Origin of the sequence: Pseudomonas sp. LAIL14HWK12:I1, assembly GCF_003202095.1 — a bacterium.
Classification (GTDB): Bacteria; Pseudomonadota; Gammaproteobacteria; order Pseudomonadales; family Pseudomonadaceae; genus Aquipseudomonas; species Aquipseudomonas monteilii.
This window is the reverse complement of record NZ_QJKG01000007.1, coordinates 227660-251689: the sequence shown is the minus strand read 5'-3', so window position 1 is coordinate 251689 and position 24030 is coordinate 227660. Positions and strand designations below refer to the sequence as shown.

The window sequence follows — 24030 nt, the reverse complement described above, 5'->3', positions numbered from 1 at the left end:
CATGTCAGTGCACAAGACCGCATTGCTCGGCGCCATGACGGGCGCCGTGCTGGCCAGCGCCAGCCTGCAGGCTGCCGAACCGCCCAAGGCCCTGGGGCCTGGCGAGGGGCGCCTGGATATCGTCGCCTGGCCCGGCTACATCGAGCGCGGTGAAAGCGACAAAGCCTACGACTGGGTGACCGGTTTCGAGAAGGAAACCGGCTGCAAGGTCAGCGTGAAAACGGCCGCCACCTCGGACGAAATGGTCAGCCTGATGACCAAGGGCGGCTACGACCTGGTCACTGCCTCGGGCGATGCTTCGCTGCGGCTGATCGTGGGCAAACGCGTGCAACCGATCAACACCGCACTGATCCCCAACTGGAAAAACCTCGACCCTCGCTTGCAGAACGGTGGCTGGTACGTGGTCGACAAGCAGGTTTATGGCACCCCGTACCAGTGGGGGCCGAACGTGCTGCTGTACAACACCAATACTTTCAAGCAGCCCCCCACCAGCTGGGGCGTGGTGTTCGAGCCGCAGAACCTGCCCGACGGCAAGCCGAACAAAGGCCGCGTGCAGGCCTACGACGGGCCGATCTACATCGCCGACGCGGCGCTGTACCTGAAATCGGCCAAGCCGGAGCTGGGCATCAAGGACCCGTACGAGCTGAACGAGGCACAGTACAAGGCCGTGCTCGAGCTGCTGCGCCAGCAGCAACCGCTGATCCACCGTTACTGGCATGACGCCACAGTACAGATGAGCGATGTGAAGAACGAAGGCGTGGTTGCCTCCAGCTCCTGGGGCTACATGGTCAATGGCCTTAAGGCCGAGAACCAGCCAGTAGCCTCGACCATTCCCAAGGAAGGTGCGACCGGCTGGGCCGACACCACCATGCTGCACAGCGAGGCCAAGCACCCCAACTGCGCCTATAAATGGATGGACTGGTCGCTGCAGCCGAAGGTGCAGGGTGACGTGGCGGCCTGGTTCGGCTCGTTGCCGGCGGTACCGGCAGCGTGTACCGGTAGCGAGCTGCTGGGCGCCGAGGGATGCAAGACCAACGGGTTCGACAACTTCGACAAGATCGCCTTCTGGAAAACCCCGCAGGCCCAGGGGGGCAAGTTCGTGCCTTATAGCCGCTGGACCCAGGATTACATTGCGATCATGGGTGGTCGCTGAGGTTGCCTGAATGCCTGTACTGGCCTCTTCGCGGGCAAGCCCGCGAAGAGGCCAGTACAGGAGAAACATTGATGTCCGGAGCCCACGCATGCCCCTAGCCGTCCAGTTCACCCAGGTTTCCCGCACCTTCGGCGAGGTCAAGGCCGTCGACCAGGTCAGTATCGACATCATCGATGGGGAGTTCTTCTCCATGCTCGGCCCTTCCGGCTCGGGCAAGACCACCTGCCTGCGCCTGATCGCCGGCTTTGAACAACCCACCAGCGGCTCGATCCGTATCCACGGTGTCGAGGCCGCTGGCGTGCCGCCCTATCAGCGTGACGTCAACACCGTGTTCCAGGACTACGCCCTGTTCCCGCACATGAACGTGCTGGACAACATCGCCTATGGCCTGAAGGTAAAAGGCGTGGCCAAGGCCGAACGCCACAAACGCGCCGAAGAGGCTCTGGCCATGGTGGCCCTGGCCGGTTACGGCGCACGCAAGCCGGCGCAGCTGTCCGGCGGCCAGCGCCAGCGCGTGGCTTTGGCCCGGGCACTGGTCAACCGGCCGCGGGTGCTGCTACTGGACGAGCCGCTGGGCGCGCTGGACCTGAAGTTGCGCGAGCAGATGCAGGGCGAGCTGAAAAAGCTGCAGCGCCAATTGGGCATCACCTTCATCTTCGTCACCCACGACCAGACCGAAGCGCTGTCGATGTCCGACCGGGTTGCGGTGTTCAACCGCGGCCGCATCGAACAGGTCGACACACCGCGCAACCTGTACATGAAGCCTGCCACCACGTTCGTTGCCGAGTTCGTCGGCACCTCCAACGTGGTGCGTGGCGAGCTGGCCATGGCGCTTAACGGCAGCTCGGCACCCTTCTCCATCCGCCCCGAGCACATCCGCCTGGGCGACCCTGTGGTGACCAGCCATGAGGTGCAGGTCAACGGCGTACTGCGCGATGTCCAGTACCAAGGCAGCGCCACTCGCTATGAGTTGCAACTGGACAACGGCCAGCTGCTGGCAGTCAGCCAGGCCAACGACCGTTGGCAAGCACAGGGCCAGGCCTGGCAGCCCGGGCAACAGGTACTGGCGCACTGGCCCCGCGAGGCCATGACGGTGCTGCAGGAAACCGAGGCCCGCTGACATGAGTGCACTGCGTAGCCTGTCCAACCTGCTGTACCGGCGCCCCAACCTGTACCTGGCGCTGCTGCTGGTACCGCCGCTGACCTGGTTTGGCGCGATCTACCTGGGCTCATTGCTGAACCTGCTGTGGCAGGGCTTCTATACCTTTGACGACTTCACCATGGCGGTGACCCCGGACCTCACCCTGGGCAACTTCGCCGCGCTGTTCAACCCGTCGAACTTCGACATCATCCTGCGCACCCTGGGCATGGCCGTGGCCGTGTCGTTGGCCAGCGCGGTGCTGGCCTTCCCCATCGCCTACTACATGGCGCGCTACACCAGCGGCAAGACCAAGGCGTTTTTCTACATCGCGGTGATGATGCCGATGTGGGCCAGCTACATCGTCAAGACCTATGCCTGGACCTTGCTGCTGGCCAAGGGCGGCGTGGCGCAGTGGTTTGTCCAGCAGCTGCACCTGGACGGGCTGCTGCAAGCGGTGCTGGCCGTGCCGGGTGTGGGCGGAAGCACGCTGTCGACGTCGCACCTGGGGCGCTTCATGGTGTTCGTGTACATCTGGCTGCCGTTCATGATCCTGCCGATCCAGGCCTCGCTGGAGCGCCTGCCGCCTTCACTGCTGCAAGCCTCGGCAGACCTCGGCGCACGGCCTGGGCAAACCTTCGTCCAGGTGATCTTGCCGCTGTCGATTCCGGGCATTGCGGCCGGCTCGATCTTCACGTTCTCGCTCACCCTGGGCGACTTCATCGTGCCGCAACTGGTCGGCCCGCCCGGCTACTTCATCGGCAGCATGGTCTATGCCCAGCAAGGGGCGATCGGCAACATGCCGATGGCCGCCGCGTTCACCCTGGTGCCGATCGTGCTGATTGCGGTGTACCTGTCCATCGTCAAGCGCCTGGGGGCCTTCGATGCACTCTGAAAATGCGTCAACGGGGCTGCGCCTGGCGGCCTGGGGCGGGTTGCTGTTTTTGCATTTTCCGATCCTGATCATCTTCCTGTATGCGTTCAACACCGAAGACGCGGCATTCAGCTTCCCGCCCAAGGGCTTTACCCTGAAGTGGTTCGCCGTGGCCTTCGCCCGGCCCGATGTGCTGGAGGCGATCAAGCTGTCGCTGCAGGTGGCCTGCATGGCCACGCTGATCGCCCTGGTGCTCGGCACCTTGGCCTCGGCGGCGCTGTACCGGCGCAGCTTTTTCGGCAAGGAAAGCATTTCGCTGATGCTCATCCTGCCCATCGCCCTACCCGGCATCATTACCGGTATCGCCCTGCTCTCGGCGTTCAAGACGCTGGGCATAGAGCCCGGTGTATTCACCATCGTGGTCGGCCACGCCACGTTCTGCGTGGTCATCGTCTACAACAACGTGATCGCCCGCCTGCGGCGCACCTCGCAAAGCCTGATCGAAGCCTCGATGGACCTGGGTGCCGATGGCTGGCAAACCTTCCGCTACATCATCCTGCCCAACCTCGGCTCGGCGCTGCTGGCCGGTGGCATGCTGGCCTTTGCCCTGTCGTTCGATGAAATCATCGTCACCACCTTCACCGCCGGCCACGAGCGCACGCTGCCGATCTGGTTGCTCAACCAGCTCAGCCGCCCGCGCGACGTGCCGGTGACCAACGTGGTCGCCATGCTGGTGATGCTGGTGACCATGCTGCCGATCCTTGGCGCCTATTACCTGACCCGTGGCGGCGAAAGCGTCGCGGGCAGTGGCAAATGACCCTGGAGGAGTTCCCGATGCAAACGCAGATGCTGATCAATGGCCGGCTGGTCGCAGGCGAAGGCCCGGCCTGGACCGTACTGAACCCGGCGCTGGGCACTGCGCTGGCGCAGATCAACGAAGCCACCGAAGCCCAGGTGGACAGCGCCGTGCGCGCCGCCGACCAGGCCTTCGACAGATGGTCGCAAACCAGCCCCAAGGACCGCTCGCAAGCCTTGCTGGCGCTGGCTGATGCCATCGAAGCCCATGGCGATGAACTGGCCCGGCTGGAATCGCAGAACTGCGGCAAGCCGCTGAGTGCCGCGTTGAATGACGAAATCCCCGCCATTGCCGACGTGTTCCGCTATTTTGCCGGTGCCGCGCGCTGCCTGGGCGGTTTGGCGGCCGGCGAGTACCTGCCGGGCCACACCTCGATGATCCGCCGCGACCCGCTGGGCGTGGTCGCTTCGATTGCCCCGTGGAACTACCCGTTGATGATGCTGGCCTGGAAGATCGCCCCCGCTCTGGCCGCTGGCAACACCGTGGTGATCAAGCCTTCCGAATTGACCCCACTGACCGCCCTGCGCCTGGGTGAGCTGTCTCAGGACCTGCTGCCACCGGGCGTACTGAACATCCTGTTCGGCCGCGGCCAGACGGTGGGCAACCCGCTGGTCAATCACCCCAAGGTGCGCATGGTGTCGCTGACCGGCTCGATCCCAACCGGCGCGCACATCATCAGCGCCACCGCCGACAGCGTGAAACGCATGCACATGGAACTGGGCGGCAAGGCCCCGGTGCTGGTGTTCGACGATGCCGACATCGACGCTGCTATCGACGGCATCCGCACCTTCGGCTTCTACAACGCCGGCCAGGACTGCACCGCCGCCTGCCGCCTGTATGTGCAAGACGGCATCTACGAGCGCTTTGTCGAGCGCCTGGGTGAAGCCGTCGCGAGCCTCAAACCTGGCCTGCAAGATGCCGAGGACACCGAACTGGGGCCACTGATCAGTGCCCAGCACCGCGACAAGGTAGCCGGCCTGGTACAGCGCGCCATCGCCCAGCCGCACATTCGCCTGGTGACGGGGGGTAAGGCGATCGATGGCGAGGGCTTCTTCTTCGAGCCGACCGTACTGGCCGATGCCCAGCAGGATGACGAGATCGTGCGCAACGAAGTGTTCGGCCCGGTGGTGTCGGTCACGCGCTTCACCGACGAAGCGCAGGCGCTGGCATGGGCCAACGACTCCAACTACGGCCTGGCCTCATCGGTATGGACCCGCGACACCGGCCGCGCCCATCGCCTGGCGGCGCGCTTGCAGTATGGCTGCACCTGGGTGAACACCCACTTCATGCTGGTGAGCGAAATGCCCCATGGCGGGCAGAAGCATTCGGGGTATGGGAAGGATATGTCGATGTATGGGCTGGAGGATTACACCTGTGTGCGGCATGTGATGATCAAGCACTAGCCCACTGAGCATACCCGATCGTTGTAGGAGCGGCCTTGTGTCGCGAAAGGGCCGCGAAGCGGCCCCGGCAATTTCAGCGGCGAAGCTGAAAACCTGGGGCCGCTTCGCGGCCCTTTCGCGACACAAGGCCGCTCCTACAGGGACCGCGCAAAGCTTGAGTCAGTCGCGCAAGTCCGACTCGTGAATCGGGTTGGCCCGGCTGGTCGCACGTTGGTACTGCGCGGGCCAGGTAGCTTTGTTACCGCCCAGATCATCATCGGCATGCAGCGGCCAGTATGGGTCGCGCAGCAGTTCGCGGGCGAGGAAGATGATGTCGGCCTGGCCGGTGCGCAAAATGTGCTCGGCCTGGGCCGGTTCGGTGATCATGCCCACAGTGCCGGTGGCGATTTCCGATTCCTTGCGCACGCGTTCGGCGAAGCGGGTCTGGTAGCCGGGGCCGGTGGGGATCTCGGCGTTTACCGAGGTGCCGCCGGAAGATACGTCGATCAGGTCAACCCCCAACCCGCGCAGTCGGCGGGCCAGTTCGACGGTTTCATCGGGGTTCCAGCCGTCTTCGACCCAATCGGTTGCCGATACCCGCACCAACAGCGGCAATTCGGCCGGCCAGATCTTGCGCACGGCCTCGACCACCTGCAGGGTCAGGCGGATGCGGTTCTCGAAGCAGCTGCCGTACTCGTCGCGGCGCTGGTTACTCAACGGGGACAGGAACTGATGCAACAGGTAGCCATGGGCGGCGTGGATTTCGACCACCTTGAAACCGGCCTTCAAGGCGCGCTCGGTCGAGGCGACGAAGGCAGCGATCACACCCTGGATCTCTTCGTGGTTCAATTCATGTGGCGGCGTGTGTTGTGGGTCGAACGCGATCTTCGATGGCCCTACTGGCTGCCAGCCACCGTCTTCGAGCTTGACGCTGCCCTGCTTGCCCAGCCATGGGCGATAGGTACTGGCCTTGCGACCGGCGTGGGCCAACTGGATGCCAGGCACGGCACCCTGTGCGGTAATGAAGCGGGTAATACGTTGCAGCGGGGCGATCTGTGCGTCGTTCCACAGGCCAAGGTCTTCGGCGGTGATGCGGCCATCGGCGGTTACCGCCACGGCTTCAGTGATAACCAGGCCCGCACCACCCACGGCGCGGCTGCCCAAATGAACAAGGTGCCAGTCGTTGGCCAGGCCATCGACGGCGGAATACTGGCACATCGGTGACACAGCGATGCGGTTGGGCAGGGTCAGCTGACGCAGGGTGTAAGGCTCGAGCAGCAGGCTCATGAGGGCACCTCCCAAGGACTCCAATGGTGATCCGGCCCGGACACTCAATTGCACGTCCCTGGCCCAGGTCCGGTCATAACTTCAGACTAGACCAGAATGGGTGGGGGGTAGGTTCCCTCGGATTTGTCGGTGCGCTCAGCGCGGCTCCATGTGGGCAATCATCAACTGCACACTTTCGTTGCCACGAAACTCGTTCACATCCAGCTTGTAGGCCAGCTCGACCCAGCGCACGGTCGGGTTCGGCCACACTTCGCGGTCGATGCCGAAGGCAATACCATCCAGCCGCACCGAACCGCACTCGCTCTTGAGCACCACCTTCAGGTGCCGTTCGCCCACCACACGCTGCTCCACCAGCTGGAACACGCCATGGAACAGCGGCTCGGGGAAGTGCTGCCCCCAAGGGCCGGCGTTGCGCAGGGCCTTGGCCAGGTCGAGGTGGAACTCTTCCACGGCCAGGCTGCCATCGGACAGCAACCGGCCGGTGAGGTCTTCCTCACGCAACTGGCGCCGCACTTCTTCGTCGAATGCTTCGGCAAATGCGGGGAAATTACCCTCGGGCAACGACAGCCCCGCAGCCATGGCGTGGCCGCCGAACTTGCTGATCAGCTCTGGGTGGCGGGCCGCCACGGCATCCAGTGCATCACGGATGTGGAACCCCGGCACAGAGCGCGCCGAACCTTTGAGCATGCCCTCGCCGGCATCGGCAAACGCGATAGTCGGCCGGTGATAACGTTCTTTCAGGCGCGAAGCCAGAATACCGATCACGCCTTGGTGCCAATCTGCATCGAACAGGCACAGGCCATAAGGCATGGACTCGACCGGCAGGTCCTTGAGCTGGGCCAGGGCTTCGCGCTGCATGCCCTGCTCGATGGACTTGCGGTCCTGGTTCAGGTCGTCCAGCTGTTGAGCCATGTCCTGGGCCAGGGCCGCGTCTTCGCACAGCAGGCACTCGATGCCCAGGCTCATGTCGTCCAGGCGACCGGCAGCGTTCAACCGAGGGCCAAGGATGAAACCCAGGTCGGTCGAGGTAATGCGCCGGTGGTCACGGCGGGCCACTTCCAGAATGGCTTTCAGCCCTGGCCGGGCACGGCCGGCACGAATACGCTCGAGGCCCTGATGCACCAGGATGCGGTTGTTGGCATCCAGCGGCACCACATCGGCCACGCTGCCCAGCGCGACCAGGTCGAGCAGTTCGCCGATGTTCGGCTGCGGTTGCGTCTCGTAGCGCCCCAGGCTGCGCAAGCGGGCGCGCAGGGCCATCAGCACATAGAAGATCACCCCGACCCCGGCCAGCGCCTTGCTCGGGAACGTACAGCCCGGCTGGTTGGGGTTGATGATGGCATCGGCGTCAGGCAGTTGCTGACCCGGCAGGTGGTGGTCGGTGACCAGTACCTTGAGCCCGGCAGCCTTGGCAGCGGCCACACCCTCGACGCTGGAAATGCCGTTGTCCACGGTAATCAGCAATTGCGGCTGACGCTGCAGCGCCACCTCGACGATTTCCGGGGTCAGGCCGTAGCCGTACTCGAACCGGTTGGGCACCAGGTAATCGACATGGGCCGCGCCCAGCAGGCGCAGGCCCAGCACCCCGACAGTGCTGGCGGTGGCACCATCGGCATCGAAGTCACCCACAATCAGGATACGCTGGCGCTGGTCGAGGGCCTCGACCAGCAGGTCAACACCGGCCTCGATGCCCTTGAGCTGCTGATACGGCAGCAGACGCGCCAGGCTTTTGTCCAGCTCGGCCTCGCTTTGCACGCCACGCGCGGCGTACAGGCGGGTCAGCAAGGGAGGCAGGTTACCGAGGAATGGCAGGGTCGGCGGCAGGGGGCGAGGTTCGATACGCATGGGTTGCTTCAGCCACGCTCACCGAGCAGCCACTGCAGTTGCACTTCATGCTGGCCACGGTCGTCAGTCACGAACACCGTGCCTTCGCTGATCATCACGTCCCACTTGATGCTGCGCGGCATGTCGGTGGCCAGGGTTTCCAGCACTTCCTGTGGCACAGCGGCAATGCTCAGGTTCTTCAGATTCTTGACCGCGCTCACCACTTTACCTTCCCACACGCGCAGGCTGCCGTAGGCCAGCAGGCTGGTGCGCTCGGTACGGCGCGAGCACCAGGTCAGGCGGTCGGCATCGGGTTGGCCGACTTCGATCCAGTGCAGCACGCGGTCGTCCAGGCTCTTTTCCCACAGCGCCGGCTCATCGACATCCGACAGGCCACGGCCAAACGACAAGTTCTCGTTGTACCAAAGCGCGTACGCCAACAAACGAACTGCCATGCGCTCTTCGGTTTCCGACGGGTGACGAGCGATGGTCTGCTTGACGCTTTCGTAGACATTGCGATCAAGGTCGGTGAGATTCAATTCGAACTTGTAGGTGGTGGACGGCTGGGCCATGGTCGAGGGGCTTCGTGCAAAAGAAAAGTGGCACAGTCTAACCCATCCGCACCGTCCATGCGCCGCAGCAGTACCCGGCGAAACCGACGTGTGATAAAACCACGGCTCTGCCCAGCTGCCACGGATGCCCCATGTCGACGCCCAGCAAACCCCTCGCCGGCCTTAAAGTTGTGGAACTCGGCACGCTGATTGCCGGGCCGTTCGCCTCGCGCATCTGCGCCGAATTCGGTGCCGAAGTGATCAAGGTCGAGTCTCCGGATGGGGGCGACCCGCTGCGCAAGTGGCGAAAGCTGTATGAGGGCACTTCGCTGTGGTGGTTCGTGCAGGCACGCAACAAGCAGTCGCTCACGCTTAACCTCAAGCACCCCGAAGGCCGCGAGGTGCTGAAAAAACTGCTGGCCGAAGCCGACATTCTGATCGAAAACTTCCGCCCGGGCGTGCTCGAAAAGCTCGGCCTGGGCTGGGATATGCTGCATGCCCTTAACCCGCGCCTGGTCATGGTACGCCTGTCGGGCTTTGGCCAGACCGGGCCAATGAAAGACCAGCCCGGCTTCGGCGCGGTGGGCGAGTCGATGGGTGGCCTGCGCTACATTACCGGCTTCGACGACCGCCCGCCGGTGCGCACGGGCATTTCCATCGGTGACTCGATTGCTGCCCTGTGGGGGGTGATTGGCGCGTTAATGGCGCTGCGCCACCGTGAGGTCAATGGCGGCCAGGGCCAGGTTGTGGACGTGGCGCTGTATGAAGCGATCTTCGCCATGATGGAAAGCATGGTGCCGGAATTCGATGTGTTCGGGTTTATCCGCGAGCGCACCGGCAACATCATGCCGGGCATCACACCCTCCTCCATCCATACCAGCGCCGACGGCAAGCATGTGCAGATTGGCGCCAACGGCGATGCCATCTTCAAACGTTTCATGCTGGCGATTGGCCGCACCGACCTGGCGGATGACCCTACCCTGGCCACCAATGATGGGCGCGACCTGCGCCGTGACGAGCTCTACGGGGTGATTGACCGCTGGGCCAACAGCCTGCCGCTGGACCAACTGATGCAGGTGCTGACCACGGCAGAGGTACCTGCCAGCCGCATCTACTCGGCCGAGGACATGTTCAACGACCCGCAATACCTGGCGCGAGAGATGTTCCTGCAGGCCAAGTTGCCGGATGGCAAGCCGTTCCGCATGCCGGGCATCGTGCCCAAGCTGTCGGATACACCTGGCTCCACCGAGTGGGTCGGCCCGGCGCTGGGCGAACACACCGAGGCACTGCTCACCCGCCTGGGCTATGACGCAGCGGCCATTGCCGGACTGCGCCAGGCCGGCGCGGTCTGACGCCTGCCGCTGCCCTTGCCGATGCGCGCTGCCTACTGGCTACGCCACCTGATCCTGCTATGCGGGCTACTGCCCGCATTGCTCATGCAACCTGCCAGCGCCAAGGAGCGCATCTTCTGGCTGGTGCGCGACCTGCCACCCTTCACCATTTTCGAAGGCCCGGAAAAAGGCCAAGGGGTGATCGACCAGCTATTGCCGCTGCTGACCAGGCAGATGCCCGAGTACGACCACACCATCGTGCGGGTCAACCGGGCGCGCGGCATCCAGATGCTGCAAGACCGAAACACATTCACCTGCGACCCGACCCTGCTGTGGACCCCGGAACGGGCCAAATATGCGCTTTTTTCCATGCCAACGCTGGGTGTGCTCAGTGGTGGCCTGGTGCTGCGCAAGGAAAACCAGGCACTGGTAGCGTCCTACCTCGACAGCCAGGAAGTGGACCTGCATGGCCTGCTGAGCAACGCCCCGGTGAAACTGGGCATTGTTGCCGAACGTAGCTACGGCACGCAGATCGACGCCATTCTGCAGCAGCTACCTGATACTGCGCTTAGCCGGCACTATGGCAACGACGCCACAGCTAACCTGCTGCAAATGCAAAAACTGGGGCGCCTACGCTTGGTGCTCGGCTACTGGCATGAAGTTCGTTACTTGCTTCAGCAGCAAGGCGGCTCACTGGCCGACTATCAGTTTCATCCTGTCCAGGGGGTGGAGCGCTATCAGTTTCTCCATGTCGCCTGCTCTGACAATCCGTCGGGCCGCAAAGTGGTAGCGCATATCAACCAGCTATTGCCTGCTTTGCGCCGTGACGTGCTGCCTGGCTTGTATGCGCACTGGCTGGACCCGTCGTTGCAGGAAGACTACCTGGAAGACAGCAAGCGCTTCTTCGAAGCCCCTTGATCACCTGAAAAAAGAAACCCCGGACGCTGGGGAAGACGCCCGGGGCCAAGCGAAAGTCCTTGGGGACTTCCCGTGACAGCCTTGCCAGCGCCGGAGCAAAGCACTGGCTGGCTGCCCCTACAGTGTCTGATAAGCCACTCAGGCAAAGGTTCCCTGCGGTTGTTGACGCTGTTGCAATGCCGCGATCACACAGGGCTGCAAGCGCCCTTCGGCAATCTGCAGGTCACGGTGCAGGCCATCCACCAGATCGATCAACAGGCGTTGCTCCTGCAACTGGCGCTCGCTGACCGTGCGCTGCAGGGTGATGCCGGCGAGGCGGTCATGAACGGTCAGTTGGCGATTGCCATTGGCATCGGTGATGCCGAGGTGGATCTGATAGGGGGTCAGGGCGTCGTTGAGCAGGCTGCAGATTCTTTCCATCCGGATCACTCGCTGCGTGGTGGGATCTAAAGGAACTGACCAGCAGGCGCTGCAGAAAGTTCGTCAAACCGCGCCCGCGTCAGTGAGCATGCGGGGATGAGATGACAGTTTGAATACGCTGCCTGGGGCGTGCCTGCAGTGTTTGCAGGGCACGCTGCAGGCGCGGCATCGACAGCGGCCAGGGGAGCTCGGCGAGCACCCACAGGCCTTGGTTTCTTGCCTCCTGAGCTAGGTTCTGATGCTTCGGTGTGGCCTTGCCGACGAACAGCAACGCGCGTGACCGATGCTGCCGGGCGAGCAAGGCGAGGCCTGAGCGAGTTGGCATGGCATGGTCGAGAATCAGCAGGTCGGGGCGACGCTCAGCGTTCAGGCAGGCGTTCAGGTCGTTGGCGTTTGCGCTGATGCGCACGTTGAACAGGCCTTGGGCGTTGAGGGCCTGGTGCAGAAGAATCTGATGGGATGGGCGAGGCTGGTGAATCAACACGTAGGGCTGGTACATGAGCCGCTCCTGGTGGGAGGACCGGCTAATTTAGGCTTTGCGCGGGGCAGCCTGAATAGGACTTTTCTGTGGTGACCACGGGAAAAGTCCTAGGGACCGGGCCGCGCTGCGGCCCCCTTTCGAAGGTAATGCTTAAAGCGGCTTGCCGCGGTTGCCGTGCTGGCTGACAAAGTCCTGCACTGCTTTCAGGTCATTGGCCAACACCGTGCAACGCTCTTCACGGCTGAACAGGTCGCTGAGGTGTGCTGGCAGCTCCAGCGCCTTGCCAACACCTGCCTTCTCCACCGCTTCCGGGAACTTGACCGGGTGTGCGGTACCCAGCACCACCATCGGCGTGTCCAGGCTGCGACGGCACTCGCGCGCGGCTTTGACGCCGATTGCGGTATGCGGGTCGAGCACTTCACCCGTGGCGGCGAACACCTCGGCAATGGTCTCGCAGGTTTGCTCGTCGCTGACGGCCAGCGAGTCGAACAGCTTGCGCGCTTCGGTCCAGCGGTCTTGCTCGACGCTGAAACCACCGCCCTGCTTGAAGTTGGCCATCAGTTCGGCGATGGCGCCACCGTTGCGGCCGTGCAGGTCGAACAGCAGGCGCTCGAAGTTGGACGAAACCATGATGTCCATCGACGGCGACAGGGTCGCGTGCAGGGTTTCCTTCACATACTGGTTGCCGCTCATGAAGCGGTGCAGGATGTCGTTGCGGTTGGTGGCGACGATCAGCTGGCTGACCGGCAGGCCCATGTTGCGGGCCAGGTAACCGGCGAAAATGTCGCCAAAGTTGCCGGTAGGTACCGAGAACGCGACCGAACGCGCCGGGCCGCCCAACTGCAGAGCTGCATGGAAGTAGTAGACGATCTGGGCCATGATCCGCGCCCAGTTGATCGAGTTGACCGCTACCAGGCGGGTGCCCTTGAGGAACGACTGGTCAGCGAAGCTGGCCTTGACCATTTCCTGGCAGTCGTCGAAGTTGCCTTCGATGGCGATGTTGTGGATGTTGTCGCCGAAGAGGGTGGTCATCTGGCGGCGCTGCACTTCCGACACGCGCTGGTGCGGGTGCAGGATGAAGATGTCGACGTTGTCGCAACGGCGGCAGCCTTCGATGGCGGCGGAGCCGGTGTCACCGCTGGTGGCACCGATGATCACCACGCGCTCGTTGCGCTTGGCCAGCACGTGGTCGAGCAGGCGGCCGAGCAGCTGCAGGGCGAAGTCCTTGAACGCCAGGGTCGGGCCGTGGAACAGCTCCAGCACCCACTCGTTGCTGTTCAGCTGACGCAGCGGGGCGACTGCGGCGTGGGCGAACTCGCCGTAGGTTTCTTCAAGGATTTTCTTGAAATCGGCATCGGCGATGCTGCCTTCGACGAACGGACGCATCACACGGAAGGCCAGTTCGTGGTACGGCAGGCCGGCCCACGAGGCGATTTCTTCCTGGGTGAAGCGTGGCAGGTTCTCGGGTACGTACAGGCCGCCGTCACTGGCCAGGCCAGCCAGCAGCACGTCTTCGAAATTCAGGGCCGGTGCCTGGCCGCGGGTACTGATATAGCGCATGGGTGCAAACCTTCGATGCTAAGGCCCGGGCCGCGCCGGCGGCCCGAGAACAAAATTAATTGAGCTGTTCGACGCGGATGCGCACGACCTTGCCGACCACGTCCTGCAGGGCTTCCAGGGCGACGATGGCATCGTTGATACGCTGCTCGACCACGCCGTGGGTCAGTAGGATCATCGGTACCAGGCCGTCCTGCTCCTCGGCTTCCTTCTGCATGATCGACTCGATGTTGATGCCACGCTCCGACAGGATGCTGGCCACCTGGGCCAGTACGCCCGGGTGATCCTTGGCCTGGATGCGCAGGTAGTAGGCGCTTTCGCAGGCTTCGATCGGCAGGATCGGGTGAGCCGACAGCGCGTCTGGCTGGAAGGCCAGGTGCGGCACGCGGTTTTCCGGGTCGGAGGTCATGGCACGCACCACATCCACCAGGTCACCGACCACCGACGAAGCGGTAGGCTCCATGCCGGCGCCCGCGCCGTAGTACAGGGTGGAACCGGCGGCGTCACCGTTGACCATCACGGCGTTCATCACGCCGTTGACGTTGGCGATCAGACGGTCAGCCGGGATCAGCGTGGGGTGTACGCGCAGCTCGATGCCTTCGGCAGTACGACGCGCCACACCCAGGTGTTTGATGCGGTAGCCCAGGGCCTCGGCATAGTTCACGTCAGCAGTGGTCAGCTGGGTGATGCCTTCGGTGTAGGCCTTGTCGAACTGCAGCGGGATGCCGAAGGCGATGGACGCCAGGATGGTCAGCTTGTGCGCGGCGTCGATGCCTTCGACGTCGAAGGTCGGGTCGGCTTCGGCGTAACCCAGCGCCTGGGCTTCGGCCAGCACGTCCGGGAAGGCACGGCCCTTCTCGCGCATTTCGGTGAGGATGAAGTTGCCGGTGCCGTTGATGATACCGGCCAGCCAGTTGATGCGGTTGGCCGACAGGCCCTCGCGGATGGCCTTGATCACCGGGATGCCGCCAGCCACGGCCGCTTCGAAGGCGACGATGACGCCCTTCTCGCGGGCCTTGGCGAAAATTTCGTTGCCGTGCACGGCAATCAGCGCCTTGTTGGCGGTGACCACGTGCTTGCCGTTTTCAATGGCCTTGAGTACCAGGTCGCGGGCGATGGTGTAGCCACCGATCAGCTCGATGACAATGTCGATCTCCGGGTTGCTCGCAACTTCGAACACGTCAGCGGTAATGGGGGTACCGGTAATCTGGCAGTTCGGGTTCTGCGAGCGCATGGCGATCTGTGCCACTTCAATACCGCGCCCGGCACGGCGGGCAATCTCCTCGGCGTTGCGCTGAAGTACATTGAAGGTTCCGCCACCGACGGTCCCCAACCCACAGATGCCTACTTTGACCGGTTTCACTGTGAACTCCCCATTGAACGGCCGGCACGTTTGCCGACCGTGAAACATGCCGTCACCCCATGACGACGGCGTACTGAATTGGATTACTTGGCCAGTGCCAGCTTGGCGACCTGCGGTGCCGGCTGGTAGCCCGGAATGACCTGGCCGCTTTCAAGCACGATGGCCGGCGTACCGTTGACGCCGATCGACTGGCCCAACTGGAACTGCTTGCTGACCGGGTTGGTGCACTTGGCAGCCTTGATTTCTTCGCCTTCGACCATCTTGTCCATCGCCCCACGACGGTCGCTGGAGCACCACACCGCCTGCAACTGCTGGTCACCCGGCGAGCCGAGGCCCTGACGCGGGAAGGCGACGTAGCGCACTTCGATACCGCGGCGGTTCAGCTCGGGCACTTCGGCGTGCAGCTTGTGGCAGTACGGGCAGGTGGTGTCGGTGAATACGGTAATGTGCGACTTGGTCTCACCCTTGGCAGGATAAACCACCATCTCGGCGGCTGGAATGCCGTTGATGAGCTTGGCGATGCCTTGGCGCTCGGTTTTTTCGGTGAGGTTGACCGGCTTGCCGTCCTGGATCTGGAACAGGTAGCCCTGCATCACGAACTGGCCGTCGGCGCTGGCGTACAGCACACGGCCGCCCTGCAGCTTCACTTCATAGAGGCCGTTGAGCGGGCTGCTGGCCACGCTTTCCACGGGCACTTCCAGCTCAAGGTTTTGCAACGATTTACGGATGGCCTGCTCGGCACCGGCATTGTTATCGGTTGCCGCAGCTACGGCAAACGTACTGGCCAGCGCCAACGCGGCGGCGGCGAAAAACTGGGTCACGCGCATGGGAACTCCTGAAGGCGGACAGGGGCCGGAGGGCGCCACCTGCGGAAAATACGCGGTGGCCGTGCGGCCCTTGGTGCAAACCGCCCAAGCCTACCACATCACACCGCCGGTGAAGGGCCTTGCAAGGACCAGTCGGCGGAACATGAAAAACATTCATCCACGCGGGTGGTGCTGGGCGTGCAACTGCTGCAGACGGGCCTTGGCGACGTGGGTGTAGATCTGCGTGGTGGACAGGTCGCTGTGGCCAAGCAGCATCTGCACCACGCGCAGGTCGGCGCCATGGTTGAGCAGGTGGGTGGCGAAGGCGTGGCGCAGGGTATGCGGCGACAGCGGCTTGTCGATGCCGGCAACCCGGGCATGGTGCTTGATGCGGTGCCAGAAGGTCTGCCGAGTCATCTGCTCGCCACGCAGGCTGGGGAACAGCACGTCGCTGGGGCGGCCATTGAGCAGTTCGGCGCGACCGTCACGTTGATAGCGCTCCAGCCACACGACCGCCTCTTCCCCCATCGGCACCAGGCGCTCCTTGCTGCCCTTGCCCATCACACGCAGTACACCTTGGCGCAGATTGACCTGATCGAGGGTCAGGCTGACCAGTTCGGTGACGCGCAGGCCGCAGGCATACAGCACTTCGAGCATGGCGCGGTCGCGCTGGCCAATGGCTTCGCCCAGGTCCGGGGCTTGCAGCAAGGCCTCGACGTCGGCTTCGGAGAGCGACTTGGGCAGCGGCTTGCCCAGCTGCGGCATTTCGACCTGCAGGGTCGGGTCGATGGCCACCAGTTTTTCCCGCAGCAGGTAGCGGAAGAAGCCGCGCAGGCCGGAAAGGAAGCGCGCCGTGGAGCGTGGCTTGTAGCCTTGGTCGAGGCGCCAGGCCAGGTGGTCGAGGATCAGGTCACGGCCGGCATCCGGCAGGGAAACCGAATGTTCCTGTAGCCAGCCGTTGAACAGGGCCAGGTCGCTGCGGTAGGACACGCGGGTGTTGTCGGACAGGCCTTTTTCGAGCCACAGGGCATCAAGAAACTGGTCGATCAGGGGATGGTCGAGGGCGGACATGAAAACTCGGTGGCAAACGGCGGATTGATGCTTAGTCTTTCATAACAGCGCAGGCATAGGGAGCCCACATGAGCGAAGAGCAGATACTACTTAGCGTCGGCGGCATCGGCGCCGCTGCACTGGCCTGCCAGTGGCTGGCCTGGCGCCTGAAGCTACCGGCGATTCTGTTTCTGCTGCTGACCGGGATCATTGCCGGTCCGGCACTGGGCTGGCTCGAGCCCGAGGCGTTGTTCGGCCCGCTACTGATGCCGCTGGTGTCGCTGGCAGTGGCGCTGATCCTGTTCGAAGGTAGCCTCACCCTGCACCTGTCGCAGTGGCGCGAAATCGGCAGCGTGGTGCATCGCCTGGTCACCGTGGGCGCGCTGGTCACCTGGCTGGTCATCGCCCTGGCGACCCACTGGCTGCTGGGGTTCGACTGGCCGCTGGCGATTCTGTTCGGCACCTTGACCCTTGTGACTGGCCCCACTGTGATCGTGCCGATGCTGCGCGTGGTGCGGCCAAAGTCGACCATCGCCAACATCCTGCGCTGGGAAGGGATCATGATCGACCCGATCGGTGCGCTGCTGGCCGTGGTGGTGTACAGCTTCATCATCGCCAGTGCAGACGGCAATGGCCTGTTCCAGAGCCTCACTACCTTCGCGGGGGTCATTTTCTGCGGTAGCGCCCTGGGTGCGGCCGGGGGTTGGCTGCTGGGGCAGATCATGCGCGAACAATGGCTGCCGGAATACCTGCACAACCTCGCATCACTGGCGGCGGTGCTGGGTATTTTCATCGCAGCCAACCAGATCGTGCATGAGTCCGGGCTACTGGCAGTGACCGTGATGGGCATGTGGCTGGCCAACATGCGCGGGGTGGATGTGCGGCAGATCCTGCACTTCAAGGAGAACCTCAGCGTACTGCTGATTTCCGGCCTGTTCATCCTGCTGGCTGCGCGCCTTGACCTGCATGCCCTGCTGGGCCTCGGCCCGGCGGTACTGGCGTTGTTGCTGGTGATCCAGCTGCTGGCACGCCCACTGAACGTGTGGCTGGCAACACTGGGCTCACCGCTCAGTTGGCGGGAACGGGCACTGCTGGCCTGGATTGCGCCACGCGGCATCGTTGCCGCCGCCGTTTCAGCGATTTTCGCCATCCGCCTGCATCAGGCCGGACACCCGGACGCCTTGCTGCTGGTGCCGCTGACCTTCGCCGTGATCATCGGCACGGTGGTACTGCAAAGCGCCACGGCCAGGCCGCTGGCACGTCTGCTCAAGGTCGCCGAACCGGCGCCCAGTGGTTTTCTGGTGGTCGGTGCCAACGAGCCGGCCCGGGCCATCGCCAAAGCCCTGCAGCAATTGGGCTGTCGGGTTTTGCTCACAGACTCCAGCTGGGAAAACATTCGCGCCGCGCGCATGGACGGGCTACCGACCTACTTTGGCAACCCCGCCTCGCAACATGCCGACGCGCACCTGGACCTGGTCGGCCTCGGGCACTTGCTGGGGCTGTCTCCCGCTGGCGAAATCAACGCCCTGGCCTGCGCAAGGTTCCGCCATGACTTCGGTAACGGCCGGCTGTTCGTGCTGGCCAGTGGCCTGGAGAAGCAACGCAGCGACAAGCACCGAGCTGCCGAAGAGCATCGGGGGCATCTACTGGGAGCCAGCCCAATGACCTATCTGCAACTGGCCAACCGGCTGCATCAGGGCGCCGAACTGTACAGCACCAACCTGACCGAAGGCTTTGGCTGGGATGCCTACCAGGCACTGCATGGCGAGCGTGCGCACTTGCTGTTCGCCCGAGACGGGCATGGCTGGGTACATGTAGCCAGCCCCGACAACCCGCTACAGCCGCAACCGGGATGGACCCTGGTGGCGTTGATCGAGCCAGCCCCGGAGCCCTGACACTCAGGCGCCCGGGAGCACCGGCACCGGGCGCTTGTCCTCGTCAATGGCGACAAAGCTGAACACACCGTGAATGGCCCGTTCGCGGCCGTCCAGGTACATGTTCTCGACAAACACGTCCACCTGCACCTGCAAGCTGGTATTGCCGACCTTGATTACCGTGCCTACCAGTTCGACGATCGAGCCCGCCGGAATCGGGTGCTTGAAGTCGATGCGATCGGTGGACACGGTCACCAGCGGCAGGCGGCAGAAGCGCGTGGCGGCGATGAACGACACTTCGTCCATCCAGGCCAGGGCGGTGCCGCCGAACAGGGTGTTGTGGTGGTTGGTGGTGTTTGGGAACACCGCCTTGGTCACGCGAGTCACCGACAGCTCGGTACGGCGCTGGATTTCCTGGTCTCGGGTAGTCATGGCATTCACATCTTTGAAAGGTTCAAAACGCAAAAAAGCAGCCCGAAGGCTGCTTTTTTCTCGCTAGGCGGCCTCGGCCACCGGGCAAACTGTACTCAGGACAGTTTTTCCTTGATGCGAGCGGCTTTGCCGGACAGGTCGCGCAGGTAGTACAGCTTGGCTTTACGCACGTCACCACGACGTTTCACGGCCAGGCTGTCGATTTGCGGGCTGTAGGTCTGGAAGGTACGCTCTACGCCAACGCCGCTGGAGATCTTGCGCACGGTGAAGGCGCTGTTCAGACCGCGGTTACGCTTGGCGATAACAACGCCTTCGAACGCCTGCAGACGGGAACGCTCACCTTCCTTCACTTTAACCTGAACGACAACGGTGTCGCCTGGTGCGAAGGTCGGGATTTCCTTGCTCATCTGCTCGGCTTCGAGCTGCTGGATGATCTTGTTGGTCATGCTGTGCTCCTAAGATGGATACGCGATCCACCATCGATACGTTTAACTATCGTCCCGCTCGCGGAGGTATTCCTCGAGCAGCTTCTTCTCTTCTCCAGAAAGCGAGCGACTTTCCAGAAGATCGGCGCGTCGTTCGAAGGTCCTACCAAGGGACTGCTTCATCCTCCAACGCCGGATATGTGCATGGTTGCCACTTAGCAACACGTCGGGAACACGCTGATCCGCATACACCTCAGGTCGGGTGTAGTGCGGGCAATCCAGCAGACCGTCGGTGAAGGAATCTTCTTCCGCCGAGTCCACATGCCCTAAAGCTCCGGGCAGCAGCCGTGTAACCGCATCGATCAGTACCATGGCCGGCAGCTCGCCACCGGAAAGCACATAGTCGCCAATCGACCACTCCTCATCGACATGAGCCTCGATAAAGCGCTCGTCGATGCCTTCATAACGACCGGCGATCAGGATCAACGATTCCTGTTCGGCCAGGCCTTTGACCGCCTGCTGAGTCAGCTTGCGGCCTTGTGGCGACAGGTAGATCACCTTCGCCGCTGCTCCGGTCGCTTGCCTGGCGCTAACCAGGGCGTCTTCCAGAGGCTTGATTTTCATCACCATGCCCGGACCACCGCCAAACGGCCGATCATCTACCGTGTGGTGACGATCTGTGGTGTAGTCCCGCGGGTTCCAGCAAGTCACCTGAAGCAACCCCTGTTTCACCGCGCGGCTGGTAATGCCGTACTCCGTGATGGCCGAGAACATCTCGGGGAACAACGTGATGACGTCTACGCGAAGGTTACCCATCGTTTAGAAGTCCGCGTCCCATTCAACCCGCATCACGCCTGCTTCCAGGTCGATGTTGAGCACGCATTGCGCCGTATAGGGCAACAGACGCTCGCGATCATCCAGGCTGCCTGCGCAGGGCTTGACCACCATTACATCGTTCGCACCGGTCTCCAACAGGTGATCGACCTTGCCGAACAGTTGTTCGTCCTGGTTGATGACCTTCAGGCCTTCCAACTGGTACCAGTAGTACTCGTCGGCAGCCAGGTTGGGCAAAAGGCTCCGCGAAATGCAGATTTCATAACCGCTCAGAAGACGGGCTTCATCACGATCCTCGAGGCCTTTAAGCTTCACGACCAGGCCCTTTTGGGAGCCACGACCGCTGACCAGCTCGACCTGCTTTACCTTGCCTTCGTGCCGAAGCGTCCAGCGTGGATAATCCAACAGGTTTTCAATCGGATCGGTAAAGGAATACACCTTCACCTCGCCGCGAACGCCGTGAACCGAAAAAATCTTGCCGACGACGATGAGGTCATCAGCCTTTTCTGGCGTCGCGTTCATACTGTTCAGGCAGCGGCCTTGGCAGCGTCCTTCAGCAGCTGAGCAACGCGCTCAGACGGCTGTGCGCCCTGGCTCAGCCAGTAGGTGACGCGCTCTTGGTTGACCGACAGCTTGACTTCGGCGCCCGATGCGATCGGGTTGAAGAAGCCAACGCGCTCAACGAAACGGCCGTCACGGGCGTTACGCGAGTTGGTCACGGTCAGGTGGTAGAATGGGCGCTTTTTCGAGCCGCCACGGGCCAGACGAATGGTTACCATGTGAACATCGTTCCTATAGTCGGTGTTGCAGTTTGTACTGCAAATCTGAATGCCAAATAGGCACACGGGTGCCCAAAAGGCCGCATATTCTCGGGGAATACACGGACATTTGCAAATGACTTTTTCGGCAAGGCCCTGCCCCACCGTCCAGATTTGCCGGTTGCGCCGCGAAATCCGCGGCCGTTGCCCCGCCAAGGCGGGGGTTCTGGGCGCCTGTCCGACAAAAGGCAGGCGCCCGGAATAGAGGTTTACAGCTTCGGCATACCGCCGCCAGGCAGCATGCCGCCCAGGCCGCGCATCATCTTGGCCATGCCGCCTTTGGCAGAGAATTTCTTCATCATCTTCTGCATCTGCTTGTGCTGCTTGATCAGCCGGCCGATGTCCTGCACCTGAGTGCCGGAACCCAAGGCGATACGGCGCTTGCGCGAACCACTGATCAGGTCAGGGTCGCGGCGCTCGGCCGGGGTCATGGAGTTGATGATCGCTTCCATCTGCTTGAACTGCTTCTCGGCCGCGCCTTGTGCGTTGCCCATCTGCGACAGGTTGACCCCACCGATGCTCGGCAGCTTGTCCATCAGGCCGCCCAGGCCGCCCATGTTCTTCATTTGCTGCAGCTGGTCACGGAAGTCTTCGAGGTCGAAGCCCTTGCCTTTCTTCAGCTTCTTGGCCAGCTTGTCGGCCTTGGCCTTGTCGATGGTCTGCTCGGCCTGCTCGATCAGGCTGAGCACGTCGCCCATGCCGAGGATGCGCGAAGCAACACGGTCGGGGTGGAACGGCTCAAGGGCCTCGGTCTTCTCGCCCATACCGATGAACTTGATCGGCTTGCCGGTGATGGCACGCACCGACAGCGCAGCACCGCCACGGGCATCACCGTCGACCTTGGTCAGCACCACGCCGGTCAGTGGCAGCGCCTCGCCAAACGCCTTGGCGGTGTTGGCGGCGTCCTGGCCGGTCATGGCGTCGACCACGAACAGGGTCTCGATCGGCTTGACCGCAGCGTGCAGCGCCTTGATCTCGTCCATCATGTCGGCGTCGATGTGCAGACGGCCGGCGGTGTCGACGATGACCACGTCGATGAACTTCAGCTTGGCTTCGCGGATGGCCGCTTCGGCAATGGCCACCGGCTTCTGGCTGATGTCGGACGGGAAGAAGGTGACACCAATGTCGTTAGCCAGGGTTTCCAGCTGCTTGATCGCCGCCGGGCGATAGACGTCGGCGGACACCACCATCACGCTCTTTTTCTTGCGCTCTTTAAGGAACCGCGCCAGCTTGCCGGCAGTGGTGGTCTTACCGGCGCCCTGCAGGCCGGCCATCAGCACGACGGCTGGCGGGGCGGCGTTCAGCGCGAGGTCTTCGTTGGCCGCGCCCATCAGGCTTTCCAGCTCGGCCTGGACGATTTTCACGAACGCCTGGCCCGGGGTGAGGCTGCGCGACACTTCGGTGCCGACCGCACGTTCCTTGACGCTGTTGACGAAATCCTTGACCACCGGCAGGGCAACGTCGGCCTCGAGCAGGGCCATGCGCACTTCGCGCAGCGTGTCCTTGATGTTGTCTTCGGTCAGCTTGGCCTTGCCGGTGACATGGCGCAGCGTCTGTGACAGGCGGTCGGTCAGGTTTTCGAACATGGTGATCCTTTCAGGCCCAGTAAAAGCCGAGGTTTGTCAGGCGCCCTGGGGGAAATACACACCCGCCGGGCACAGCAAGGCGGCGATTATAGCGAAGTGCGGCGGCGGCGCACACCTTGGTGGAGGCCTGGGAGATATTCGGTGGCTGCCAGGGCCTGTTCGCGGGCAAGCCCGCTCCCACACGGCCTACCAGTCTTCCTAGAGCAGCGGAATCTATGCCACACTCCGTCTCTTTAAGGCTCGCCAACCAGGACTTATGGTCTCCTCACCCAGCCTCATCCCCAACCTGATCGCCGCCGGCCTCTATATAGCAGCGGCCATCTACCAGGGCACACACCTCGCCCAGGGCCGCAAGGCCGACAAGCGCCTGCTTGGCCTGCTGGGTGCCTTCGCGGTGCTGGCCCAGGCCGGTGCACTGTTCTTCCAGCTGATCACCCCGCTGGGCCTGAGCCTGGACTTCTTCAGTGCCGCCAGCCTGATCGCCGTAGCCGTCATTGCCCTGACCCTGCTGGCCTGCCTGCGCATACCGGTGGAAAACCTGTTGGTGCTACTGTTCCCGCTGGGTGCGATAACCGCGCTGCTGGCGCAGTTCGCGCCACCCGGCACGGTGCCGCTGATCAACGAAGAACCCGGCATCCTCGCGCACATCCTCCTGTCGATCCTGGCCTACGGGTTGTTCACCATTGCAGTATTCCAGTCACTGCTGTTGCTACTGCAGGACCACCAGCTGAAGAACAAGCACCCGTCCGGGCTGATCCGCAACTTCCCGCCCCTGCAAACCATGGAAAGCCTGCTGTTCGGCTTCCTCTGGGCCGGCTGGTGCCTGTTGTCGCTGTCGCTGATCTCCGGCTGGCTGTTCCTCGACAACCTGTTCGCCCAGCACCTGGTGCACAAGACCTTGCTGGCCTGTGTCGCCTGGGTGGTGTTCAGCGTACTGCTGTGGGGCCGCACCCGCCTCGGCTGGCGCGGCCACAAGGCTATCCGCTGGACGCTGGCCGGTTTCTGCCTGCTGATGCTGGCCTACTTCGGCAGCAAGCTGGTTCGCGAATTCATCCTGCATATCTGACGGC

24 protein-coding genes are annotated in these 24030 nt (G+C 63.1%); 9 read left to right on the top strand and 15 right to left on the bottom strand.

What is annotated here, in order from left to right:
- Position 1 precedes the first annotated feature (1 nt).
- From ydcS to D906_RS18880, 5 genes are all read left to right on the top strand, one after another.
- The gene (ydcS, locus tag D906_RS18900) at positions 2-1153 is read left to right on the top strand and encodes a putative ABC transporter substrate-binding protein YdcS (protein WP_016712983.1); all 1152 of its coding nucleotides are present in this window, start codon (positions 2-4) and stop codon (positions 1151-1153) included.
- An 88-nt stretch (positions 1154-1241) separates the two neighbouring features.
- On the top strand, positions 1242-2273 hold the full coding sequence (locus tag D906_RS18895) for an ABC transporter ATP-binding protein (RefSeq protein ID WP_019097645.1): 1032 nt from the start codon (positions 1242-1244) through the stop codon (positions 2271-2273).
- A 1-nt stretch (position 2274) separates the two neighbouring features.
- Positions 2275-3186: an ABC transporter permease gene (locus D906_RS18890; RefSeq protein ID WP_016712985.1), complete on the top strand. Its 912-nt coding sequence runs from the start codon at positions 2275-2277 to the stop codon at positions 3184-3186.
- The gene (locus tag D906_RS18885) at positions 3176-3982 is read left to right on the top strand and encodes an ABC transporter permease (RefSeq protein WP_027615507.1); all 807 of its coding nucleotides are present in this window, start codon (positions 3176-3178) and stop codon (positions 3980-3982) included. The genes D906_RS18890 and D906_RS18885 overlap by 11 nt, the downstream gene beginning before the upstream one ends.
- 17 nt (positions 3983-3999) lie before the next feature.
- The gene (locus D906_RS18880) at positions 4000-5424 is read left to right on the top strand and encodes a gamma-aminobutyraldehyde dehydrogenase (RefSeq protein WP_027615506.1); all 1425 of its coding nucleotides are present in this window, start codon (positions 4000-4002) and stop codon (positions 5422-5424) included.
- A 159-nt stretch (positions 5425-5583) separates the two neighbouring features.
- Here the strand turns inward: D906_RS18880 and D906_RS18875 are convergent, their stop codons facing one another.
- From D906_RS18875 to D906_RS18865, 3 genes are all read right to left on the bottom strand, one after another.
- A complete protein-coding gene (locus tag D906_RS18875; protein ID WP_027615505.1) occupies positions 5584-6690 on the bottom strand; it encodes an NADH:flavin oxidoreductase/NADH oxidase in 1107 nt (368 codons plus the stop codon).
- 135 nt (positions 6691-6825) lie between these two features.
- Entirely contained in the window at positions 6826-8535 is a 1710-nt protein-coding gene (gene recJ / locus D906_RS18870) for a single-stranded-DNA-specific exonuclease RecJ (RefSeq protein WP_025753741.1), read from the bottom strand.
- Positions 8536-8543: 8 nt separating this feature from the next.
- Positions 8544-9086 (bottom strand): YaeQ family protein, encoded by a 543-nt coding sequence (locus D906_RS18865; protein WP_003252169.1) that lies wholly within the window; start codon positions 9084-9086, stop codon positions 8544-8546.
- 131 nt (positions 9087-9217) lie between these two features.
- Between D906_RS18865 and D906_RS18860 the strand changes: the two genes are divergently transcribed.
- Entirely contained in the window at positions 9218-10417 is a 1200-nt protein-coding gene (locus D906_RS18860) for a CaiB/BaiF CoA-transferase family protein (RefSeq protein ID WP_025753742.1), read from the top strand.
- A gap of 21 nt (positions 10418-10438) precedes the next feature.
- The gene (locus tag D906_RS18855; protein ID WP_027615504.1) at positions 10439-11314 is read left to right on the top strand and encodes a TIGR02285 family protein; all 876 of its coding nucleotides are present in this window, start codon (positions 10439-10441) and stop codon (positions 11312-11314) included.
- A gap of 138 nt (positions 11315-11452) precedes the next feature.
- Here D906_RS18855 and D906_RS18850 read toward each other — a convergent pair whose 3' ends face one another.
- The 6 genes from D906_RS18850 to xerD form a co-directional block, all read right to left on the bottom strand.
- Positions 11453-11734 carry a DUF3509 domain-containing protein gene (locus D906_RS18850; RefSeq protein ID WP_019097652.1) on the bottom strand — a complete coding sequence of 94 codons (282 nt, stop codon included), beginning with the start codon at positions 11732-11734 and terminating at the stop codon, positions 11453-11455.
- Between the two features lie 79 nt (positions 11735-11813).
- Positions 11814-12233, bottom strand: a complete 420-nt coding sequence (locus tag D906_RS18845) for a response regulator (RefSeq protein WP_027615503.1) — start codon at positions 12231-12233, stop codon at positions 11814-11816.
- A 132-nt stretch (positions 12234-12365) separates the two neighbouring features.
- Positions 12366-13775, bottom strand: coding sequence for a threonine synthase (thrC, locus tag D906_RS18840; protein WP_019097654.1), 1410 nt, complete (start codon positions 13773-13775; stop codon positions 12366-12368).
- 55 nt (positions 13776-13830) lie between these two features.
- Positions 13831-15135, bottom strand: a complete 1305-nt coding sequence (locus D906_RS18835) for a homoserine dehydrogenase (RefSeq protein ID WP_016712995.1) — start codon at positions 15133-15135, stop codon at positions 13831-13833.
- 83 nt (positions 15136-15218) lie between these two features.
- Complete coding sequence (locus D906_RS18830; protein ID WP_016712996.1) at positions 15219-15962, bottom strand: thioredoxin fold domain-containing protein; 744 nt, start codon at positions 15960-15962, stop codon at positions 15219-15221.
- Positions 15963-16115: 153 nt separating this feature from the next.
- Positions 16116-17012: a site-specific tyrosine recombinase XerD gene (gene xerD, locus D906_RS18825; RefSeq protein ID WP_016712997.1), complete on the bottom strand. Its 897-nt coding sequence runs from the start codon at positions 17010-17012 to the stop codon at positions 16116-16118.
- 68 nt (positions 17013-17080) lie between these two features.
- On the opposite strand from xerD, the gene D906_RS18820 reads away from it, so the two are divergent.
- Positions 17081-18886 carry a sodium:proton antiporter gene (locus D906_RS18820; RefSeq protein WP_027615502.1) on the top strand — a complete coding sequence of 602 codons (1806 nt, stop codon included), beginning with the start codon at positions 17081-17083 and terminating at the stop codon, positions 18884-18886.
- A gap of 3 nt (positions 18887-18889) precedes the next feature.
- On the opposite strand, the gene D906_RS18815 is transcribed toward D906_RS18820, so the two are convergent.
- From D906_RS18815 to ffh, 6 genes are all read right to left on the bottom strand, one after another.
- On the bottom strand, positions 18890-19297 hold the full coding sequence (locus D906_RS18815) for an acyl-CoA thioesterase (protein ID WP_010952562.1): 408 nt from the start codon (positions 19295-19297) through the stop codon (positions 18890-18892).
- A gap of 95 nt (positions 19298-19392) precedes the next feature.
- On the bottom strand, positions 19393-19743 hold the full coding sequence (gene rplS, locus D906_RS18810) for a 50S ribosomal protein L19 (protein ID WP_003252148.1): 351 nt from the start codon (positions 19741-19743) through the stop codon (positions 19393-19395).
- A 42-nt stretch (positions 19744-19785) separates the two neighbouring features.
- Positions 19786-20538: a tRNA (guanosine(37)-N1)-methyltransferase TrmD gene (gene trmD / locus D906_RS18805; RefSeq protein ID WP_003252146.1), complete on the bottom strand. Its 753-nt coding sequence runs from the start codon at positions 20536-20538 to the stop codon at positions 19786-19788.
- A gap of 3 nt (positions 20539-20541) precedes the next feature.
- The gene (gene rimM / locus D906_RS18800; protein WP_016712999.1) at positions 20542-21078 is read right to left on the bottom strand and encodes a ribosome maturation factor RimM; all 537 of its coding nucleotides are present in this window, start codon (positions 21076-21078) and stop codon (positions 20542-20544) included.
- Between the two features lie 5 nt (positions 21079-21083).
- Positions 21084-21335, bottom strand: a complete 252-nt coding sequence (gene rpsP, locus D906_RS18795) for a 30S ribosomal protein S16 (protein ID WP_008094480.1) — start codon at positions 21333-21335, stop codon at positions 21084-21086.
- Positions 21336-21583: 248 nt separating this feature from the next.
- The gene (gene ffh, locus D906_RS18790) at positions 21584-22960 is read right to left on the bottom strand and encodes a signal recognition particle protein (protein ID WP_012270758.1); all 1377 of its coding nucleotides are present in this window, start codon (positions 22958-22960) and stop codon (positions 21584-21586) included.
- Between the two features lie 256 nt (positions 22961-23216).
- On the opposite strand from ffh, the gene D906_RS18785 reads away from it, so the two are divergent.
- On the top strand, positions 23217-24026 hold the full coding sequence (locus D906_RS18785; RefSeq protein ID WP_016713001.1) for an inner membrane protein YpjD: 810 nt from the start codon (positions 23217-23219) through the stop codon (positions 24024-24026).
- Positions 24027-24030 lie beyond the last annotated feature (4 nt).

Bases quoted from the DNA above. Each gene is read 5' to 3' on its own strand.
- D906_RS18845 (WP_027615503.1), bottom strand. From the start codon at position 12,233: ATGTACCAGCCCTACGTGTTGATTCACCAGCCTCGCCCATCCCATCAG.
- D906_RS18850 (WP_019097652.1), bottom strand. From the start codon at position 11,734: ATGGAAAGAATCTGCAGCCTGCTCAACGACGCCCTGACCCCCTATCAG.
- D906_RS18820 (WP_027615502.1), top strand. From the start codon at position 17,081: ATGAGCGAAGAGCAGATACTACTTAGCGTCGGCGGCATCGGCGCCGCT.
- D906_RS18885 (WP_027615507.1), top strand. From the start codon at position 3,176: ATGCACTCTGAAAATGCGTCAACGGGGCTGCGCCTGGCGGCCTGGGGC.
- D906_RS18855 (WP_027615504.1), top strand. From the start codon at position 10,439: ATGCGCGCTGCCTACTGGCTACGCCACCTGATCCTGCTATGCGGGCTA.
- thrC (WP_019097654.1), bottom strand. From the start codon at position 13,775: ATGCGCTATATCAGTACCCGCGGCCAGGCACCGGCCCTGAATTTCGAA.
- rimM (WP_016712999.1), bottom strand. From the start codon at position 21,078: ATGAACGCGACGCCAGAAAAGGCTGATGACCTCATCGTCGTCGGCAAG.
- rpsP (WP_008094480.1), bottom strand. From the start codon at position 21,335: ATGGTAACCATTCGTCTGGCCCGTGGCGGCTCGAAAAAGCGCCCATTC.
- ydcS (WP_016712983.1), top strand. From the start codon at position 2: ATGTCAGTGCACAAGACCGCATTGCTCGGCGCCATGACGGGCGCCGTG.
- D906_RS18785 (WP_016713001.1), top strand. From the start codon at position 23,217: ATGGTCTCCTCACCCAGCCTCATCCCCAACCTGATCGCCGCCGGCCTC.
- D906_RS18830 (WP_016712996.1), bottom strand. From the start codon at position 15,962: ATGCGCGTGACCCAGTTTTTCGCCGCCGCCGCGTTGGCGCTGGCCAGT.
- recJ (WP_025753741.1), bottom strand. From the start codon at position 8,535: ATGCGTATCGAACCTCGCCCCCTGCCGCCGACCCTGCCATTCCTCGGT.
- ffh (WP_012270758.1), bottom strand. From the start codon at position 22,960: ATGTTCGAAAACCTGACCGACCGCCTGTCACAGACGCTGCGCCATGTC.
- D906_RS18865 (WP_003252169.1), bottom strand. From the start codon at position 9,086: ATGGCCCAGCCGTCCACCACCTACAAGTTCGAATTGAATCTCACCGAC.
- D906_RS18895 (WP_019097645.1), top strand. From the start codon at position 1,242: ATGCCCCTAGCCGTCCAGTTCACCCAGGTTTCCCGCACCTTCGGCGAG.
- D906_RS18860 (WP_025753742.1), top strand. From the start codon at position 9,218: ATGTCGACGCCCAGCAAACCCCTCGCCGGCCTTAAAGTTGTGGAACTC.
- D906_RS18815 (WP_010952562.1), bottom strand. From the start codon at position 19,297: ATGACTACCCGAGACCAGGAAATCCAGCGCCGTACCGAGCTGTCGGTG.
- xerD (WP_016712997.1), bottom strand. From the start codon at position 17,012: ATGTCCGCCCTCGACCATCCCCTGATCGACCAGTTTCTTGATGCCCTG.
- D906_RS18890 (WP_016712985.1), top strand. From the start codon at position 2,275: ATGAGTGCACTGCGTAGCCTGTCCAACCTGCTGTACCGGCGCCCCAAC.
- D906_RS18875 (WP_027615505.1), bottom strand. From the start codon at position 6,690: ATGAGCCTGCTGCTCGAGCCTTACACCCTGCGTCAGCTGACCCTGCCC.
- rplS (WP_003252148.1), bottom strand. From the start codon at position 19,743: ATGACCAACAAGATCATCCAGCAGCTCGAAGCCGAGCAGATGAGCAAG.
- D906_RS18880 (WP_027615506.1), top strand. From the start codon at position 4,000: ATGCAAACGCAGATGCTGATCAATGGCCGGCTGGTCGCAGGCGAAGGC.
- trmD (WP_003252146.1), bottom strand. From the start codon at position 20,538: ATGGGTAACCTTCGCGTAGACGTCATCACGTTGTTCCCCGAGATGTTC.